This is a genomic window from Tatumella sp. UCD-D_suzukii (assembly GCF_000611875.2).
Lineage (GTDB): Bacteria > Pseudomonadota > Gammaproteobacteria > Enterobacterales > Enterobacteriaceae > Tatumella > Tatumella ptyseos.
In genome coordinates this window covers 74,796-92,505 of sequence record NZ_JFJX01000045.1, presented here as the reverse complement: position 1 = coordinate 92,505, position 17,710 = coordinate 74,796, and the positions used below count along the sequence as shown (strand labels likewise).

General features: G+C 45.9%; 19 protein-coding genes, 1 rRNA gene and 1 pseudogene. 6 read left to right on the top strand and 15 right to left on the bottom strand.

Annotation, left to right across the window (positions count from 1 at the left end):
* Positions 1-125: 125 nt before the first annotated feature.
* Positions 126-241 (top strand): 5S ribosomal RNA (gene rrf, locus CG67_RS08120).
* Between the two features lie 349 nt (positions 242-590).
* Here rrf and mobB read toward each other — a convergent pair.
* Positions 591-1,124 carry a molybdopterin-guanine dinucleotide biosynthesis protein MobB gene (mobB, locus tag CG67_RS08115; protein WP_025902448.1) on the bottom strand — a complete coding sequence of 178 codons (534 nt, stop codon included), beginning with the start codon at positions 1,122-1,124 and terminating at the stop codon, positions 591-593.
* Positions 1,121-1,693 carry a molybdenum cofactor guanylyltransferase MobA gene (mobA, locus tag CG67_RS08110; protein ID WP_025902447.1) on the bottom strand — a complete coding sequence of 191 codons (573 nt, stop codon included), beginning with the start codon at positions 1,691-1,693 and terminating at the stop codon, positions 1,121-1,123. Before mobA ends, mobB begins: the two co-directional genes overlap by 4 nt.
* A 73-nt stretch (positions 1,694-1,766) precedes the next feature.
* On the opposite strand from mobA, the gene CG67_RS08105 reads away from it, so the two are divergent.
* The 4 genes from CG67_RS08105 to polA all read left to right on the top strand — a co-directional run bounded on the left by CG67_RS08105 (position 1,767) and on the right by polA (position 6,875).
* The gene (locus CG67_RS08105) at positions 1,767-2,036 is read left to right on the top strand and encodes a DUF1040 family protein (protein ID WP_025902446.1); all 270 of its coding nucleotides are present in this window, start codon (positions 1,767-1,769) and stop codon (positions 2,034-2,036) included.
* Between the two features lie 56 nt (positions 2,037-2,092).
* Positions 2,093-3,079 carry a serine/threonine protein kinase gene (locus CG67_RS08100; RefSeq protein WP_025902445.1) on the top strand — a complete coding sequence of 329 codons (987 nt, stop codon included), beginning with the start codon at positions 2,093-2,095 and terminating at the stop codon, positions 3,077-3,079.
* Positions 3,080-3,104: 25 nt separating this feature from the next.
* Positions 3,105-3,737 (top strand): thiol:disulfide interchange protein DsbA, encoded by a 633-nt coding sequence (gene dsbA, locus CG67_RS08095; protein WP_025902444.1) that lies wholly within the window; start codon positions 3,105-3,107, stop codon positions 3,735-3,737.
* Positions 3,738-4,094: 357 nt separating this feature from the next.
* On the top strand, positions 4,095-6,875 hold the full coding sequence (polA, locus tag CG67_RS08090) for a DNA polymerase I (RefSeq protein ID WP_025902443.1): 2,781 nt from the start codon (positions 4,095-4,097) through the stop codon (positions 6,873-6,875).
* A 236-nt stretch (positions 6,876-7,111) separates the two neighbouring features.
* Here the strand turns inward: polA and CG67_RS08085 are convergent, their stop codons facing one another.
* The 12 genes and pseudogenes from CG67_RS08085 to CG67_RS08035 form a co-directional block, all read right to left on the bottom strand.
* A complete protein-coding gene (locus CG67_RS08085; RefSeq protein WP_025902442.1) occupies positions 7,112-7,576 on the bottom strand; it encodes a DUF943 family protein in 465 nt (154 codons plus the stop codon).
* Positions 7,577-7,671: 95 nt separating this feature from the next.
* Positions 7,672-8,136: a DUF943 family protein gene (locus CG67_RS08080; protein ID WP_025902441.1), complete on the bottom strand. Its 465-nt coding sequence runs from the start codon at positions 8,134-8,136 to the stop codon at positions 7,672-7,674.
* The gene (locus CG67_RS08075) at positions 8,126-8,977 is read right to left on the bottom strand and encodes a YPO3983 family protein (protein WP_038024748.1); all 852 of its coding nucleotides are present in this window, start codon (positions 8,975-8,977) and stop codon (positions 8,126-8,128) included. Before CG67_RS08075 ends, CG67_RS08080 begins: the two co-directional genes overlap by 11 nt.
* A gap of 377 nt (positions 8,978-9,354) precedes the next feature.
* The gene (locus CG67_RS08070; RefSeq protein WP_025902439.1) at positions 9,355-9,819 is read right to left on the bottom strand and encodes a DUF943 family protein; all 465 of its coding nucleotides are present in this window, start codon (positions 9,817-9,819) and stop codon (positions 9,355-9,357) included.
* On the bottom strand, positions 9,809-10,657 hold the full coding sequence (locus CG67_RS08065) for a YPO3983 family protein (protein ID WP_025902438.1): 849 nt from the start codon (positions 10,655-10,657) through the stop codon (positions 9,809-9,811). The genes CG67_RS08070 and CG67_RS08065 overlap by 11 nt, the downstream gene beginning before the upstream one ends.
* A 236-nt stretch (positions 10,658-10,893) precedes the next feature.
* Positions 10,894-11,355, bottom strand: coding sequence for a DUF943 family protein (locus tag CG67_RS08060; RefSeq protein WP_025902437.1), 462 nt, complete (start codon positions 11,353-11,355; stop codon positions 10,894-10,896).
* Positions 11,345-12,193, bottom strand: coding sequence for a YPO3983 family protein (locus tag CG67_RS08055; RefSeq protein ID WP_029991668.1), 849 nt, complete (start codon positions 12,191-12,193; stop codon positions 11,345-11,347). The genes CG67_RS08060 and CG67_RS08055 overlap by 11 nt, the downstream gene beginning before the upstream one ends.
* 243 nt (positions 12,194-12,436) lie before the next feature.
* Entirely contained in the window at positions 12,437-12,730 is a 294-nt protein-coding gene (locus CG67_RS18795) for a DUF927 domain-containing protein (protein WP_025902435.1), read from the bottom strand.
* 60 nt (positions 12,731-12,790) lie between these two features.
* Positions 12,791-13,255, bottom strand: a complete 465-nt coding sequence (locus tag CG67_RS08045; protein ID WP_025902434.1) for a DUF943 family protein — start codon at positions 13,253-13,255, stop codon at positions 12,791-12,793.
* The gene (locus CG67_RS08040; RefSeq protein ID WP_025902433.1) at positions 13,239-14,090 is read right to left on the bottom strand and encodes a YPO3983 family protein; all 852 of its coding nucleotides are present in this window, start codon (positions 14,088-14,090) and stop codon (positions 13,239-13,241) included. The genes CG67_RS08045 and CG67_RS08040 overlap by 17 nt, the downstream gene beginning before the upstream one ends.
* A gap of 93 nt (positions 14,091-14,183) precedes the next feature.
* Positions 14,184-14,387 (bottom strand): annotated as a pseudogene (locus tag CG67_RS18555) (hypothetical protein); the annotation flags it as partial.
* Between the two features lie 105 nt (positions 14,388-14,492).
* Complete coding sequence (locus tag CG67_RS08035) at positions 14,493-15,356, bottom strand: YicC/YloC family endoribonuclease (protein ID WP_025902432.1); 864 nt, start codon at positions 15,354-15,356, stop codon at positions 14,493-14,495.
* A 144-nt stretch (positions 15,357-15,500) separates the two neighbouring features.
* Between CG67_RS08035 and CG67_RS08030 the strand changes: the two genes are divergently transcribed.
* Positions 15,501-15,959, top strand: a complete 459-nt coding sequence (locus tag CG67_RS08030) for a DUF3574 domain-containing protein (RefSeq protein WP_025902431.1) — start codon at positions 15,501-15,503, stop codon at positions 15,957-15,959.
* Between the two features lie 48 nt (positions 15,960-16,007).
* Here CG67_RS08030 and CG67_RS08025 read toward each other — a convergent pair whose 3' ends face one another.
* Positions 16,008-17,195, bottom strand: a complete 1,188-nt coding sequence (locus CG67_RS08025) for a NupC/NupG family nucleoside CNT transporter (protein WP_025902430.1) — start codon at positions 17,193-17,195, stop codon at positions 16,008-16,010.
* Positions 17,196-17,710: the final 515 nt, after the last annotated feature.

Sequence of the window (17,710 nt, the reverse complement as noted above, 5' to 3'; positions counted from 1 at the left end):
TTTTACGTTCAGACAAGGCGGTAACCGCGTGATGAGAAGGAGCATACATAAGTATGTGACTGAACAGCACAAGGGAAACCAACGCCGTATGAACGAAAAAGATTCATTTCCGCACAAAGAATTTGCCTGGCGGCAAGAGCGCGGTGGTCCCACCTGACCCCATGCCGAACTCAGAAGTGAAACGCCGTAGCGCCGATGGTAGTGTGGGGTCTCCCCATGCGAGAGTAGGGAACTGCCAGGCATCCAATAAAACAGACAGGCCATCCTCACGGATGGCCTTTTTGTTATGGAATTTTTATCACATTTTTTATTAAGCATGTCTGCGGGCACCGGGGAACCCCCCGGCGGCGGCGGCATGAAAAGGCAGAGGCCGCCCTGAGGGGCGGCCTTTTTGCATTCCGGCCGGGAAAAAGGGCGTGGAGAGACTCCGTGAGCTCACCACAGCCTTTAATGTGACGACTGAATGATGTGCTGAGTGTTTCCATTGAATTACAACCCGACTCAGGTTCAGCCGTCAGGCTCGTGATTTACTACTATGTCCTGATGCAGTAATCATCGTCTCTGCTGCCAGCAGATCGCAACAGCCACGATCAAATCCCTTTTTGTGATGGTTGATCATGCTGGCTAAGACACCACTGATGAATAAACTCCGCAATCGATGCCGGCTGATTAATATCAAGCCAGCTTACCGCGAGTCCGTCTGCCGGGGTGTCACTGGCCAGGGCGAGGGTATATTCATCGATTAATGTGTGAGGGGTGCCCGTACATCCGTGTCGCCAGAGTACAATTTTGGGTATAGGCTCCTGCCTGAACCCTTCTACCAGAATAATATCCAGTGTTTCCTGCGACATCTTCTGAGCTAACGCCATTAATTCAGGCGAATTTTCCGGAGTTTCACTGATAAGAGCCCAACGTTCGCGACTTGCGACCATCACCTGGCTGGCCCCGGCTTTGCGTAGCTCATAACTGTCCTTACCGGGATAATCAATATCCATCTGATGATGTGTATGCTTTATCAGTCCGGGACGTATACCCTGTTGCTTTAATAACGGGATCAGTTTTTTCAGTAATGTAGTTTTACCTGTTCCGCTCACGGCAGAAATACCCAGTATTGGTAAACTCATTGCATTGCCTCACAGGCTTTCAGTTCCTGCTCAGTGTTGATATTCAAAAAAGCCTGCTCCGGATAATCAACAGACACACTCTTTCCATGCTGACGCAGGAATTGTAAGACCCGTCGTTCCCCGGAATCGAGATAAACCTGCAATGATGGAAGCAACTGTCGGTTCAGCAGGCAAAAGACCGGATGGTCCCGTTGTGATGAACGGATCCAGCAGGCAGGGGCATGATCTTTCCCCAGCCATAAGTCCCTGACAAAACAGGGAGGAATGAAGGGAGAATCGCAGGAAGAAAATGCAACCCATTCATTTTCTGATTGGGAAAGCCCGCTTAATATCCCGGCCAGTGGCCCCTGAAAGCCGTTTAAGCTATCAGCGATACACGGATATCCGGATTGTGCATAGATTTCCTGATGTCTGTTAGCGCTGATCAGCAGCGCAGACACCTGTGGTGCAAAGCGATTGACCACATGCATAAACAGCGGTTGCTGTTTAAATATTCGTAGTCCTTTATCTTTCCCCCCCATGCGCCTTGCGGCTCCGCCGGCAAGGATGACGCCGGTAATATTCTTCATATAACCTCGCTTTTCATGTGGAGATAACCCTGATAATTTAAGGGTTAATTATAACCCCGCAGGGAGTTTTAGGATGAAAGATAAACGTCTTACCGAAGTTCTTGAGTTACTGTTACCGGCCTGGAGGGAGGTACCGGATCTCAACCTGTTGCAGTTTTTACAACAGCTTGCCGGAGAATCAGGATACCGGGGAGATCTTTCGTCACTGCCTGATGATGTACTTATCTACCATCTGAAACTGAGGCAGACCGCTAAGACTGAAGCCATTCCGGGATTGAAAAAAGATTATGAGGAGGATTTCAAAACGGCGCTACTGAAAGCCCGCGGTGTTATTAAAGACTAAGCTCGTCAGATAATGGTATTCTTGGGCCAGGTCAGAAGATAGCGATATGAATACTTATGAGCGATGCGGCTTTCAATTTTAAAACACTCGATCCGGAGAGCATTCTGGATGTTCTGTGGGATACCGGGATTCGTGTAGACTCGGGTCTCACTGCCCTGAACAGTTATGAAAACAGGGTATGGCAATTCAGTGATGAAGATAAAAAGCGCTATGTCGCAAAATTTTATCGCCCGCACCGTTGGAATGAACAACAATTACTTGAAGAACATCAGTTTACTCTGGAACTGGCTGCCGGGGATGTTCCTGTCGTCGCACCTCTTTCTTTCGAAGGTAAGACTCTGCACCATGCTCATGGCTTCTGGTTTGCTGTCTTTCCTGGCATGGGCGGAAGGGAATATGAAACGGATAATTATGACCAGCTGGAAGCTGTTGGCCGCAGTCTGGGCAGGCTCCACCAGATAAGCCGGCAGGGAACATTCAGTCATCGACCGGTTATCGGATTACAGGAGTACTTTGCGGAACCCTGTCAGACTGTGGCGGCATCACCCCTGATCTCCCCGGCGATAAAACAGGAATTACTTTCTGTTCTTGAAAGGCTGGGTATTACGCTCAGGCAGGCCTGGTATGATATCAGCGCACCCTTAAGGCTGCATGGTGACTGTCACCCGGGAAATATACTGTGGCGTGACGGGCCGTGCTTTGTGGACTTTGATGATGCCCGTAGTGGTCCCGCGGTGCAGGATTTATGGATGCTGGTGAATGGTGATCGCCAGGAACAAGCGATCCAGTGGGATATCCTGTTAGAAGCTTACTCAGAATTCAGCGACTTTGATGTTAATGAATTGAAACTGATTGAACCTTTACGTGTCATGCGCATGGTTTATTATTTAGCATGGATCCTGAAGCGCTGGCAGGATCCTGCATTTCCGAGGGCTTTTCCCTGGATGGCAGAAGACGATTTCTGGCGCAGGCAGGTGGCTATTTTCTCTGAACAGGAAAAGTTACTCCATCAGCCTGTATCGCCGTTACATTCGCAATTTTGATTACGTTACCTGGAGTAGTTTAACAATGAAAAAGATCTGGTTCGCGTTAGTTGGTATGATGCTGGTCTTCAGTGCTGCCGTATCTGCATCCTCATTTACTGAGGGAAAACAATATATCACTCTGGATAAAAGCGTTAATGGCGCGCCTAAAGTGGTTGAGTTCTTTTCGTTCTTTTGCCCTCACTGCTACGATTTCGAGCGGACTTATCACATCAACCAGGCAGTCATTGATAGCCTGCCTAAAGGTGTACAGTTTACCCGCTACCATGTTGATTTCCTGGGGGGCGATTTTGCTCCGGTCGTCACTCATGCCTGGGCAGTCGCGATGGCATTAGGCGTAGAAGATAAAGTTGTCGACCCTATCTTTGATGGTTTACAGAAAACACAGACTATTGTTGACCCGGCTTCCCTGAAAGCGGTCTTTATCAAAGCCGCAGGTATTTCTTCTGAAGAGTATGATGCCGCCTGGAACAGCTTTGCTGTTAAGGCGTTAGTCAGCCAGCAGGAAAAAGCAGCCAGTGACTTCAATATCAGTGGTGTCCCTTCTGTATTTGTTGATGGTAAGTACCAGGTGAACAATGCCGGTCTGGATACCAGTTCAATGAATAACTTTGTTGCCGACTATGTGAATGTCGTCAAATATCTGGTATCGAAATAACTCTCAGCGATAAGAGCATAGCGCCGCGAAAGCGGCGTTTTTTTTTATTATAATCAGTGTTAAAAACACTTGTGATAATGAATATCCACAAGATACATATAGCAGCATAACGATAATGATCAATTATAAAAATGCCTATTGATATGATTTAAATGGTTTTTTTTATAACTCCCGGAGAGTGTGATTATAATCCCGGATCTGAGTTAAATTTTACGCACAAAGTTATCCACAGGAAGATCAGTGCGATCTATCCGGCAGATAAATAAATTTCGAGGCACGTGTGCGCTTCCGTTCAACATTCTGCCAGTGATGTGGCATCCTTAGTTATTACCAACAGCGAAGAAGAAATAGCAACCTATGGCTCAAATTGCAGAAAACCCCCTGATTCTGGTAGATGGATCTTCTTACCTCTACCGTGCATATCATGCATTCCCCCCGTTGACGAACAGTGCCGGTGAACCAACGGGTGCAATGTACGGTGTTCTGAACATGCTGAAAAGCCTGTTACTTCAATATAAACCCAGCCATGCGGCCGTGGTTTTTGATGCCAAAGGCAAAACATTTCGTGACGAGCTGTTCGAAGATTATAAATCTCATCGTCCCCCGATGCCTGATGATCTCCGGGCACAGATAGAGCCATTACACCAAATGGTTAAAGCGATGGGATGGCCTGTGCTGGTGATCTCCGGGGTTGAAGCAGATGATGTTATCGGGACACTGGCCCGGGAAGCTGATAAACAGGGGCGTCCGGTCCTCATCAGTACCGGTGATAAAGATATGGCACAGCTGGTTACGCCTAATATCACCCTGATTAATACCATGAACAATACTATCCTCGGCCCTGAAGAAGTGGCCGGGAAATACGGTATTCCCCCTGAACTCATTATCGATTACCTCGCATTGATGGGAGACTCTTCAGATAATATTCCGGGCGTTCCCGGAGTGGGTGAAAAAACAGCACAGGCATTGCTTCAGGGGTTAGGAAGCATGGTGACCATCTATGATAACCTGGATAAGGTGGCCAGCCTCTCATTCCGTGGTGCAAAAACAATGGCTGCCAAACTGGAACAGAATAAGGATGTTGCGTTCCTGTCATATCAGCTGGCGACCATTAAAACCGATGTTGCAGAACTGCCTGGCTGCGAGGCGCTCGGCGTTAATCCTCCGGATAATGAGGTTCTGCTCTCTCTGTTCAGTCGTTATGAATTTAAGCGCTGGATCAGTGAAGTCGATGATGGCCGTTGGCTGGATGACAAAAAACCGGCAAAAAAAGTGGCGGAACAGGCACCTGAAGTTACATCTGCGCCTGCTGAGTCGACTCTTTCGACGGAAAACTATGTCACTATCCTGGATGAGCAGACCTTTGAGACCTGGCTCGAAAAACTGAATAACTGTGAGTTGTTTGCCTTCGATCTGGAAACAGATTCTCTGGATACATTGTCGGCCAATATTGTCGGGCTTTCTTTTGCTGTCGCCCCCGGTGAAGCAGCTTACCTGCCGGTGGCTCATGATTATCTCGATGCGCCAGCCCAGCTTGATCGTAAATATGTTTTAGCGAGGCTGAAAGGGCTGCTGGAAGATGAAAGCCGCAGTAAAGTTGGTCAGAACCTGAAATACGATCGTGGTGTGCTGGAGAACTATGATATCGAGCTACGGGGTCTTCATTTCGATACCATGCTTGAGTCCTACATTCTGAACAGTGTTGCCGGTAAACATGATATGGATAGCCTGGCCCAGCGCTGGCTGAACCATAAAACCGTAACGTTTGAAGAAATTGCCGGAAAAGGTAAAAAACAACTGACCTTCAACCAGATTGCGTTGGAACAAGCCAGTGTTTATGCGGCAGAGGATGCTGATGTTACTCTGCAATTACACCTGAAGTTCTGGCCCTTACTGGAAAAAGAGCCGGGTCCACTGAAAGTATTAAACGGCATTGAGATCCCGCTGGTTCCGGTATTATCCCGGGTAGAGCGTAATGGTGTGCTTATTGATCCGGCCATGCTGGCAGAGCACTCACGACAACTGACCGCACGTCTGGCAGAGCTGGAACAGAAAGCCCATGAACTGGCCGGTGAAGCCTTTAATCTGTCATCCCCCAAGCAGTTACAGACAATCCTTTTTGAAAAACAGGGGATTAAACCGACGAAAAAAACCCCGGGTGGTGCACCGTCAACCAGTGAAGAAGTCTTAGCGGAACTGGCACTGGATTATCCGTTACCAAAAGTTATTCTGGAGCACCGCGGACTCTCTAAACTGAAGACAACCTATACCGATAAGTTACCGCAGATGATTAATCCGCTGACGGGGCGCGTACATACCTCTTATCATCAGGCTGTCACTGCTACCGGGCGTCTGTCGTCGACGGATCCGAACCTGCAAAATATTCCTGTACGTAATGAGGAAGGACGGCGTATTCGTCATGCCTTTATCGCGTCTCAGGGACAGAAAATTCTGGCGGCTGACTATTCTCAGATTGAACTGAGGATCATGGCTCATCTGTCACAGGATAGCGGTTTACTGAATGCATTTGCACAGGGTGAAGATATTCATAAAGCGACGGCTGCTGAGGTCTTCGGAACCACAGTGGAAAAAGTCAGTGCGGAACAACGCCGGAGCGCGAAAGCGATCAACTTTGGTCTGATTTACGGGATGAGTTCTTTCGGCCTTTCACGACAGTTAAATATTGCTCCGGGTGAGGCGAAAAAGTATATGGATCTGTATTTTGAGCGCTACCCGGGTGTATTACGTTATATGGAATCTACCCGGCAGAGTGCTGCTGAAAAAGGGTATGTGGAAACGCTGGAAGGGCGGAGACTGTATCTGCCGGATATCAATTCAGGGAATGCCATTCGGCGCAAAGCGGCTGAACGTGCGGCGATCAATGCGCCAATGCAGGGGACTGCAGCTGACATCATCAAGCGTGCCATGATTGGCGTCGATGACTGGCTGAAGTCACAGGACCCGGCAAAAATCAAAATGATTATGCAGGTTCACGATGAACTGGTTTTTGAAATTGATACGTCATTAATTGAGATCGCCACCGGGAAAATCCGGGAGATCATGGAAAGTAGTCTGAAGCTTGATGTACCTTTGCAGGTGGATATCGGTATCGGTGATAACTGGGAACAGGCTCACTAACAGACTAAGAGGCTCATGCCCGTCGTGGTGGCATGAGCCATTATCTGATCCGGTAATTACCGGACATAGGGTATCTTCCGCTAACGTCCGAATGCGTATTCCAGGGGATCTCTGTTGGGGCTTCCATATGGGGTATAAATAGCCGGAAATCACAATGATTGTATCTTGCTTACTGCGGTGGCAGGTGTTCCGCCGATCGGAAAATTCAGGGCTATCGGTATACGGTGGGGAGTGGTTTACTCGTCTTTCAGCTTTATGATGTTACCGTCATTTTTCATCAGATATCTTCCATTGTAGACGGTAAATATAATTTCTTTGTTCCTGGTGTTCTCGACAGAAAAAACGGAATTTTTATCTATGCAGTTTTCAAGGGTATTCATGTCATTAAAGCAGCGGCGATCATACTTCCCTTCTTCTTTATATCCTTCGCCAAAATCACAAAAACTCACATAAAAATTACCAGAGGATGAAGGAGAGGGGATTTTATATTTTATTTTCAATGAGTCTTTATTTTCCAGCCACCAATTTATCTTTCCTTTATCGGTAAATGGGAAGTTTTTTACCAAGATCTCGCTGAAATTATCCTCCTGATGGACAGCGATAATTTTTACCGGTCGTGAGGCCAACCACCAAAAGTAGCCAGTCAACGCGCAGCTGGTTATACCTAGAACAGAAATAATTATTTTTAGTTTATCTTTCATCGCGTCCCCCGGTAAGCTCTACAGTGGCTTCCATATTGGTCGTTTTTTAGCGGATCCGGTAAATGTAGTGCTTTCTTCTGCGAGGCAGGAAGGAGCTACTCTGATTTATTTTTTACTATTTTCCCTTTCTTGTATATCCGGTAGGTTCCGCTATCCAGAGAGATAAAAGTTATTTTTTTATTAAAATTCCTCACAATCATCAGAGAGTTTTTATCAATACAATTTATGGGTGGCTTCATATCAGTAAAGCAGCGCCTGTCATATTTTCCTTCCTCTTTGTAACCATCGCCAAAATCCCAAAAAACTATCGAGGAAAACCCATCACTGTCAGGCTTTGGGATATTATATTTTTCTTTCAGTTCAAGGTTTTTTTTAATCCACCAGTCTATTTTTCCCCGATCTGTAAACGGGAAGTTTTTTACCAGGACAGAGCTGAATTCTCCATCTTCATGGACGGCAACCACTTCTGTAGTACGTAACGGAAACAAGAAAAAATAACCCATCAGGACGCAACTCATTGTGAATAATGTACAAAGGAGATTTTTATTTTTAGCTTTCATTACGCCCCCCGGAAATCTCGACAGTGGCTTCCATGTTGGTCATAAATGGCCTGAAGCCGAATTGAGTGTAATGCTGGAGCACAAACCAGATACGAAAGAAATGGAACTGGCTGAACTTTGTTTTCAGTATATCGTCACTATCCAGACCAAAGTGATCCTGAACTTTGTAATGTACTACTGCCACGAAATGGCCATTATTAATATGCAGTGATCTCAGGGTGATATGGGTTGCCCAGGTATCATGAACGGTAACCCCCATGCCGTTAAAGTTGTCTCCGAACCTGTCAAATTTTGGTAATCGCCCCTCAACAATACTTTTTCTCAATTTGTCCTGGTTTACTGCCGGAAGATACGTTTTTTCCCAACTGATACCTGTTCGTAAGGCTTTTAATAACAGGATACGTGTACTGTTTTTCTCCGAAGAGTCCCTGATAATTTGCTCCGTTAGCGCCCTGTCCAGGGCCATATCCCGGAAGGGGGTACCGTTGCCAGTCTGCATATGGGTGATCATCTTTTCAATCAGATGACGGTAAGGGCCGCAGAAAGAGAACTGGCTGGATAAAAAGCGGAATTCATCAAACAGGATGTCGGCACACTGCTGGCAGGTGATCTTTTTACCCGGGCCACGCAGATTGCAGCAGAATATGGATTGAGGACGATCCATGGAAGAGCGCCGGGTCAGCGTCCAGGGATCTACCTGATCAGAAATATAATCCAGGCCATAGCATGTTCTTAATTGGGCTTCGGTTAACTCTCCACAGCGCATATCGCCGGCACTATAGTCATCCCTGCGTTTCTGCGTCCTGAAAAGGGTGCAGGGAAGTTGCAGTACATTTATCATGATCTGTTCCTTAGATCGTACTGGCTAAAAAGCAGCCTCTGTATGCAGAGTACTTCGGGCAGCAGGGAAGTACCAGCGCCCGGGGGGAAAATCAGATTCCTGTCTGATCCGCTATGAATGTTGTCAGTTAGAAATGAAGTAAACCAGAGGTGATGCGTGCTGGCAGATCCTGTGGCTCTTAAGTCGTCAGGGGGGGCGCAGAAGCGTATACAGCATCAGGCTTTCCCCGGAGTGCCTTTGTTCACATGTCAGCGCCAGCAGTCTGTCTGTGAATTGACGGAGAATACATTCTGTTATTTTGTTACTTCAGGATGTCTTCGACAGATTTTCGGCAGAACGAGTCACTATATCGCTGACACTGCAACAGGAAGAGCGGTTTAATCGTCTTTCATTTTTATAATGTTACCGTCTTTGTTAATAAAATACCTTTCATTATTAGTGGTAAAATACAGGCCCATATTCCTGCCGTAGTTGACAGTAAATAATTTATTCTTTTCTATACAATTGGCTGGTGGGTTCATATCATCGAAACAGAGTCTGTCATATTTACCTTCTTCTTTATACCCATCACCAAAATCCCAAAAGATAACAGTAAAAAAACCATCAGTGTCAGGCCGGGGGACTCCATACCTGTTTTTAAGCATCTGCTTGTTTTCCTGCCACCAATTTATTCTCCCTCTATCTGTAAAAGGGAAATGTTTCACTAAAATATAACTATGATTACCATTTTCGTGTACAGCGACGATTTCTACCGTACGCAGTGACAGCCAGATTACGCTGGCTGATAGCAGGCAGGCGAAGAATGACAGCATGAACAGACTTACCTGATAGTTAACTTTCACTACGGCCTCCGTTAATCTCTACAGTGGTTTCCATATTGGTCATAAATGGTCTGAACCCAAACCGAGTATCATGCTGGAGCACAAACCAGATACGGAAGAAATGGAACTGACTGAATTGTGTTTTCAGTATATCGTCGCTGTCGAGGCCAAAATTATCCTGTACCCTGTAATGCACTACGGCCTGGTAACGGTCATTATGAATCTGCAGTGATCTCAGGGTGATGTCTGTTGCCCAGGTGTCATGAACAGTAATACCCATACCATTAAAATTATCCTGAAACCTATCGAATTTAGGTAATCGTCCTTCAAGGATGGCTTTTGGTAGTTCACTTTTTTGATGGGGCGGGTAATACTTTCTATCCCAGTCGATATATTTTTTTAATCCTTCTTCCAATAACAAGCGTGTACTATTTTCTCTGGAGTTATCCCTGATGATTTGTTCTTTCAATGCCCTGTCCAGGAGCATATCCCTGAAGGGGGTACCGTTGCCAGTCTGCATATGGGTGATCATCTTTTCAATCAGATGACGGTAGGGGCCGTAGAAAGAGAACTGTCTGGATAAAAAGCGGAATTCATCAAACAGGATGGCGGCACACTGCTGGCGGGTGATCTTTTTACCCTGGCCACGCAGATTACAGCAGAACATGGACTGAGGACGATCCATGGAAGAGCGCCGGGTCAGCGTCCACGGGTCTGCCTGATCAGAAATATAATCCAGGCCATAGCATGTTCTTAATTGAGCTTCGGTTAACTCTCCACAGCGCATATCGCCGGCACTGTAGTCATCTATTCGCTTCTGCGTCCTGAAAAGGGTACAGGGAAGTTGCAGTGCATTTATCATGATCTGTTCCTTAGATCGTACTGGCTAAAAAGCAGCCTCTGTGTGCAGAGTACTCCGGGCAGCAGGGAAGTACCAGCGCCCGGGGAAAAATCAGATTCCTGTCCCACAGAGAGGTATGAATTTCCGGAGTGCATTAACGGGCATCAAAACTATGATATCCGGTAAGCGGGTTTTACTATTTTTCGACAAGAATATCAGCACATTTTGTTCTGCTTATGCGCAGAAGATCAGTTCTATTCGCGCCGGAATTTCATTAACTTTCCATTATCGTTCAATTTATATCGCCCTTCATAAGTGATAAATATCTCTCTATCATAGTTAAACCTTTTTATAGTAAATACAGGTTCTTTATCGATGCAGTTGATTTTTGTCTGCATATCCTCGAAACAGAGTCTGTCATATTTATCTTCTTTGTATCCCTCACCAAAATTCCAAAAAGTCACATCATAACCACCATAAGTGGCAGGTTTTGGAATATTATAGCGACTTTTTATTATATCTTTATTCTTCAACCACCAGTCTGTTTTCCCTTTATCTGTAATAGGAAAGTTTTTTACAAGGATTGAGCTATAGTTACCATCATTATGAATTGCAACAATTTCTACCGGGCGTAAGTTGAGCCAAAAAACATAGCCTGTCAAAGTACCTACAATAATGACAAGAACTAACAGAATGTTTCTGGTATTAGCTCTCATGACGAACCCCGGTGATTTCTACAGTGGCTTCCATATTGGTCATGAAAGGTCTGAAGCCAAACTGTATGTAATGCTGGAGAACAAACCAGATACGGAAGAAATGGAACTGACTGAATTGTGTTTTCAGTATATCGTCGCTGTCGAGGCCAAAATGATCCTGTACCTTGTAATGCACTACGGCCCGGTAACGGTCATTATGAATCTGCAGTGATCTCAGGGTGATGTCTGTTGCCCAGGTGTCATGAACCGTAATACCCATGCCATTAAAATTATCCTGAAATCTGTCAAATTTAGGTAATTTACTACCAGATATTGTTTTACGAAATTCGTCTTTTTTTTCTATCGGAAAGGTGTTTTTTTCCCAATTAATATAGTTTTTAATTACTTCTTTTATTCGGAAAAATGTACTCTTATCAGTTATGTCATTGAGAATCTGTTCTTTCAATGCTCTGTCCAGGAGCACATCCCTGAAGGGGGTACCGTTGCCAGTCTGCATATGGGTGATCATCTTTTCAATCAGATGACGATAGGGGCCGCAGAAGGAGAACTGGCGGGATAAAAAGCGGAATTCATCGAACAGGATGGCGGCGCACTGCTGGCGGGTGATTTTTTTACCCGGGTCACGCAGATTACAGCAGAACATGGACTGAGGACGATCCATGGAAGAGCGCCGGGTCAGCGTCCAGGGGTCTGCCTGATCAGAAATATACTCAAGGCCGTAGTATGTTCTTAATTGGGTTTCGGTTAACTCTCCACAGCGCATATCGCCGGCACTGTAGTCATCTATTCGCTTCTGCGTCCTGAAAAGGGTACAGGGAAGTTGCAGTGCATTTATCATGATCTGTTCCTTAGATCGTACTGGCTAAAAAGCAGCCTCTGTATGCAGAGTACTCCGGGCAGCAGGGAAGTACCAGCGCCCGGGGAAAAATCAGATCCCTGCCTGACCCGCTATGAATGTTGTCAGTTAAAAATGAAGTAAACCAGGGGTGATGCGTGCTGGCAGATCCTGTGGCTCTTAAGTCGTCAGGGAGGGCGCAGAAGCGTATACAGCATACAGGCTTTCCCCGGAGCGCCTTTGTTCTCATGTCAGCGCCAGCATGGGAGCGGCGAACGCTGCCGCGATAGCTGTTACCATTGAGGGATTACCGGCCACCAGCCGGGCTACATTATCGCGCCAGCTTTCCGGGGTGCTTTTAACGGTGTAGCCCTGCGCTGTCGCTGAGTGGCCGCAAAAAATAACGGGCCGGGATGGTGAGCCGATGATCTCACCATCTGCTACGTTCGCCTTACTGAAAAGGGGTTGAGGCAGGCGGTAAGGCGCTGCCGCTTTTCTCTCCGTCGAGATAGCCTCCTGAGCATTTTGATACTTATGCATGGCTGGTGCAAGCCGGGCAGGGGATGATTTTATTGCTGTCTCTACGCGAGGGTGGCAAACCTAATCGGATTCGTCTTTTACTATCTTCCCGTTTTTCCTCATGCGATATATTTCATCATGAGTAGTAAAAGAAAGTCCCATGTTTTTACTGTCACTAACTGAGAAAACTCTGTTTTTTTCTATACAATTTTTAGGTAGTTTCATATCTTCAAAACACAGCCTGTCATATTTCCCTTCTTCTTTGTATCCGTCACCAAAATACCAAAAAATGATAGTGAACAAACCATCTGAGTCAGGCTTTGGAATGCCATATTTTTCTTTCAACATATTTTTATTTTCCAGCCACCAGCTTATTTTTCCCTTATCTGTCGGTGGGAAGCTTCTAACTAAAACATCGCTATAGTTATTTTCCTGATGAACCGCGACAATCTCTACAGGACGTAAACACAGCCAAATCCGGTAACCCAGTAAAACACAAACAGCCAGGAAAAAAAGAATCAATATTTTTTTATTTTTTACTGTCATTGTGCCCCCCAGTGATTTCTACGGTTGCTTCCATATTGGTGATAAATGGCTTGAAACCAAACTGGTTATATCGCTGTAGCACAAACCAGATGCGGAAAAAGCGGAACTGGTTGAACTTGAATTTTGAAATATCATCAACATCAAGGCCAAAGTGATCCTGGACTTTGTAATGTACAACCGCCCGGTAGCGGTCATTATCCACCTGTAACGATTTTATGGTGATGTGCGTTGCCCAGGTATCATGCACGGTGATCCCCATACCGTTGAAATTATCCTGAAAGCGGTCAAATTTAGGGAGTTTTCCACGAGATATAGCAATCCTTAATTCATCTTTTTTGCTTACCTGTAAGCATTTATTTTCCCAGTCAACCGCTGTGCTAAAAGCTTCTTTCAATAACAGGCGTGTACTGTTATCTGGATTGTTATCTCGGATAATGTGATCCTTCAAAGCACTGTCCAGGTGCATACTGGTGAACGGTTTGCCATTACCATACTGCATATGGGTGATCATCTTTTCGATCAGGTGTTTGTATGGGCCATAAATCGAGAACATGCGCGATAAATCGCGGAACTCATCAAACAGGATATTGGTGCATTGCTGCCGGGTGATCTTTTCCCCTTCTCCACGGGAGCCATAAAACATAGACTGTGGCTGATTAAACGGGGTGATTTTCGTCAGGGTATAAGGATTGGCCCTGGTTGAAACATCCACCAGCCCGTAATGGGATTTTAACTGTGCTTCGGTCAGATCGCCGCAGCGCATATCACTGGCGCTGTAGTCGTCCATCCATTTTTGAGTTTTGAATAGGGTACAGGGGAGCTGTAGTGCGACCATCGTGATACATTCCTTGTGTTATCGTCCGTGGAGGTCTTCACAGGGAATAATACGCGCTGGTGGGTTGAAGTGTAAACGTTGTACAGCCCCTGCCCGGTAACGCAGGTAAAGCCCCTTACCGTCTGAGCGCCCCTCAAACCGTTCTCCGGCCTTTATCCATGCCCTTATCTGGATATCTGTCAACTTTGCCATAGTGCCGTCTGTATGTTGAATAGGGGGTGTACCCAAACTGGGTCGTGTAAATACGTTTGGGTACACCTTTGGGTACACCTTTGGGTACACCTTTGGGTACACCATTTACCCGCGATATTATGCGTTCATATGCGACAGCATGAAAATTAAAAAGCCCGCATTTAGCGGGCTGTATTGGCTTTATGCTACTGAATGCGACAGTATGCAACGTTACTCTATATTCTGGATCTGCTCGCGCATTTGCTCAATCAGTACCTTTAGCTCAATGGCTGAGGCAGTGATATCGGCATTGATCGATTTCGATGCCAGTGTATTCGACTCCCTGTTAAACTCCTGCATCATAAAGTCCAGACGACGACCCACAGCTTCTTTTTTCTTCAGAATGTTGTAAGTTTCTTTCACGTGGGCTTCAAGACGGTCCAGCTCTTCTGCCACATCAATACGTTGTGCCATCATCACCAGTTCCTGCTCCAGCCGGTTATTTTCCAGCTGAACATCGGCCTCTTCCAGTTTAGTGGTCAGCCGTTCGCGCTGCCATTTCAGTACTTCAGGCATGCGGGCGCGGACATTAATGACCTGCTGAGAAACGCCTTCCAGACGCTGTTCAATCATCGTCTGTAATGCTTTACCTTCGGCCTCACGGGCAGTAATGAAATCGTCCAGAGCCACTTCCAGCGCTGCCATCAGCTGCTTATTGATAGCATCCAGATCCTGCTCTGCAGCTGCCATCACTCCCGGCCAGCGTAAAATATCCAGCGGATTGATACTGCCTTCATCCGTCTGCAGCTTAACCCAGTTAGCTGACTGAATAAGCTGTCGGGCCAGGCCTTCATTTAGCATCAGCTCAGACTGTGCACTCTGGCTGGCATCAAAGCGCAGGGCACATTCGATTTTTCCGCGAGTCAGACGATGACGTATACGTTCACGGATCATTGGTTCCAGGCTGCGAAATTGCTCCGGGAGACGCATATAAGTTTCCAGATAGCGCTGGTTTACCGAGCGTAGTTCCCAGGTGGCACTGCCCCAGTCACCTTTGATTTCACTGCGTGCGTAGGCGGTCATACTGCGGATCATATCGGGTACTCATATTGATGAAGTGATAGTCGATTATAACGATCGCGGAACAGGGTGCCCAGAGGTAACCCGTAACAATCAGCATATCGGTTTTTCATAAAAGGCTTTACTATGTTGGCGGAGTTTACTTACAGGAAGAAAATAATGAAAAAACAGATGATTTACAGTCTGGCGATGGCTGCATTACTGGCAGGGTGTCAGCAAGCTCACAATGTGCCTCATCCGGCACCATTACCCCCGACAGTAGCACCGGCCGTGGTCAAAAATACATGTGCTCATGGTACCGTGCAGGTCCAGACGACCTTATGGTTTGGTCTCAGCCGTCCTCACGGGAGTAATATTACGGAAAAAGCCTGGCAGGCATTTATCGATCATGATGTCACGCCACGCTTTAAAGACGGTCTCTCTGTCTATAATGCGAAAGGGCAATGGCTGGGGGACGATGGACGTCTGGCAAGAGAGAACAGTAAAGCTCTGATGCTGATCCATTCTGCTGATAAAGAGAATGATCAGAAAATTGAACAATTGCGTCAAATCTACAAACAGAGATTTGAACAGGAATCCGTCATGCGTGTTGATAATAACGTCTGCGTTGATTTCTGATTTCCGGGGCGGAGAGGTTCTCTCCGCCCGTGGTTTCTGCAACCCGTTTTATAAAAACAGCCCGGCAAATGCCGCTGAAAGCAGACTGACCAGCGTTGACCCGTAGACCAGTTTCCAGCCGAAGCGTGATACAACGTTCCCTTGCTTCTCATCCAGACCTTTAATCGTACCTGCAACGATACCGATCGACGCGAAGTTAGAAAATGACACCAGGAAGACAGATAAAATACCCAGCCCGCGGGGAGTGAAATCAGCAGCAATCTTTTTCAGGTCGATCATCGCAACAAACTCACTTGAGACCAGCTTGGTTGCCATAATGCTTCCTGCATGCAATGCATCACTGGCCGGAATACCAATCAGCCACGCGAACGGATAAAACACATAACCCAGCAGTTGCTGAAAGCTATAGCCAAACAGGCTACTGCAGATAGCATTCACCGCAGAAATCAAAGCAATAAAACCGATGAGCATCGCGGTGATGATCATGGCGACTTTGAAGCCAGCCAGAATATACTCACCCAGCATTTCGAAGAAAGTCTGTTCTTCGTGCAATTTTTCCAGAGCGACAGGTTGCTGATCCTCATCATTACTCAGGGGGTTAATAATGGATAGCACGATAAAGGCACTGAACATGTTCAGTATTAAAGCAGCGACCACATATCTGGCATCGATCATTGTCATATAAGCGCCTACAATCGACAGCGATACGGTCGACATCGCTGTTGCTGCCATGGTGTACATACGGCGTGGTGACAGGTCTCCCAGGATACCTTTGTAAGCAATAAAATTCTCAGACTGCCCAAAAATCAGGGTACTGACAGCATTGAAGGACTCCAGCTTACCCATACCGTTGACTTTGGATAATGCGGTGCCGATAACCCGGATAAACAGTGGCAGGATCCGCCAGTGTTGAAGGATACCAATCAGTGCTGAGATAAAGACGATAGGGCAGAGTACCCCGAGGAATACAAAGGCCAATCCCTGATTCGCCATATCGCCAAAGACAAAATCGGTTCCCTGTGCCGCAAACCTGAGAATAGTTTCAAAAAAATCAGAAATACCAGAAACTAATATCGTTCCGCCGGATGAGTGAAGCAGAAAATAGGATAGTGCGCCTTCAATAACCATTAGCTGCAGTATTATCCGCGGCCGGATTTTTTTACGATCGTGACTGAACAGAAGTGCCAGAGAAAAAATGACAACAATGGCCAACAAAAAATGGAGTATATAAAGCATATCAATGCTATCCGCCTGACTGGAAAAGAAGCAGGTATTTAGCCACAACTCGCAACACATTTCACGTAATGTTTGAAATCATATTTTCTGGCCCGGCTTCCTGTTACAGGGAACCGGCTGTACACTTTTTACCCGCAGATTTCGGTGGTAACCAGGAGAAGGTATTCATTTTTCTGGTATCTGATCAGTCGCATATCTTCCGGAAGGAAAAGTATCGTTCTTCGCGTTTATGAGATTTTTTTAATTTCTGTTCTATATCCGGGAAGAATTTTATTTCAAAGATAATTTTATTACTCTATTTCTCCTTGCGAAATTAATCATTAAATAGGACTTTGTGGGAAATCATGAAATAATCCGTTTCTTTTGTTTTTTTATTCTGTTTTTTATAGTTGATTTTTAATCTTTGAGTGTTTATGGTGCATTTACTTTTAATAAGTTGCTTTTTTATTTACATATACTGAAATTTTATTTATCAATAATAATCTCCGGTGTATTAATTATTACCCTTCTGAACC

Bases quoted from the DNA above. Each gene is read 5' to 3' on its own strand.
- mobB (WP_025902448.1), bottom strand. From the start codon at position 1,124: ATGAGTTTACCAATACTGGGTATTTCTGCCGTGAGCGGAACAGGTAAA.
- mobA (WP_025902447.1), bottom strand. From the start codon at position 1,693: ATGAAGAATATTACCGGCGTCATCCTTGCCGGCGGAGCCGCAAGGCGC.
- CG67_RS08105 (WP_025902446.1), top strand. From the start codon at position 1,767: ATGAAAGATAAACGTCTTACCGAAGTTCTTGAGTTACTGTTACCGGCC.
- CG67_RS08100 (WP_025902445.1), top strand. From the start codon at position 2,093: ATGAGCGATGCGGCTTTCAATTTTAAAACACTCGATCCGGAGAGCATT.
- dsbA (WP_025902444.1), top strand. From the start codon at position 3,105: ATGAAAAAGATCTGGTTCGCGTTAGTTGGTATGATGCTGGTCTTCAGT.
- polA (WP_025902443.1), top strand. From the start codon at position 4,095: ATGGCTCAAATTGCAGAAAACCCCCTGATTCTGGTAGATGGATCTTCT.
- CG67_RS08085 (WP_025902442.1), bottom strand. From the start codon at position 7,576: ATGAAAGATAAACTAAAAATAATTATTTCTGTTCTAGGTATAACCAGC.
- CG67_RS08080 (WP_025902441.1), bottom strand. From the start codon at position 8,136: ATGAAAGCTAAAAATAAAAATCTCCTTTGTACATTATTCACAATGAGT.
- CG67_RS08075 (WP_038024748.1), bottom strand. From the start codon at position 8,977: ATGATAAATGTACTGCAACTTCCCTGCACCCTTTTCAGGACGCAGAAA.
- CG67_RS08060 (WP_025902437.1), bottom strand. From the start codon at position 11,355: ATGAGAGCTAATACCAGAAACATTCTGTTAGTTCTTGTCATTATTGTA.
- CG67_RS08055 (WP_029991668.1), bottom strand. From the start codon at position 12,193: ATGATAAATGCACTGCAACTTCCCTGTACCCTTTTCAGGACGCAGAAG.
- CG67_RS18795 (WP_025902435.1), bottom strand. From the start codon at position 12,730: ATGCATAAGTATCAAAATGCTCAGGAGGCTATCTCGACGGAGAGAAAA.
- CG67_RS08045 (WP_025902434.1), bottom strand. From the start codon at position 13,255: ATGACAGTAAAAAATAAAAAAATATTGATTCTTTTTTTCCTGGCTGTT.
- CG67_RS08040 (WP_025902433.1), bottom strand. From the start codon at position 14,090: ATGGTCGCACTACAGCTCCCCTGTACCCTATTCAAAACTCAAAAATGG.
- CG67_RS08035 (WP_025902432.1), bottom strand. From the start codon at position 15,356: ATGATCCGCAGTATGACCGCCTACGCACGCAGTGAAATCAAAGGTGAC.
- CG67_RS08030 (WP_025902431.1), top strand. From the start codon at position 15,501: ATGAAAAAACAGATGATTTACAGTCTGGCGATGGCTGCATTACTGGCA.
- CG67_RS08025 (WP_025902430.1), bottom strand. From the start codon at position 17,195: ATGCTTTATATACTCCATTTTTTGTTGGCCATTGTTGTCATTTTTTCT.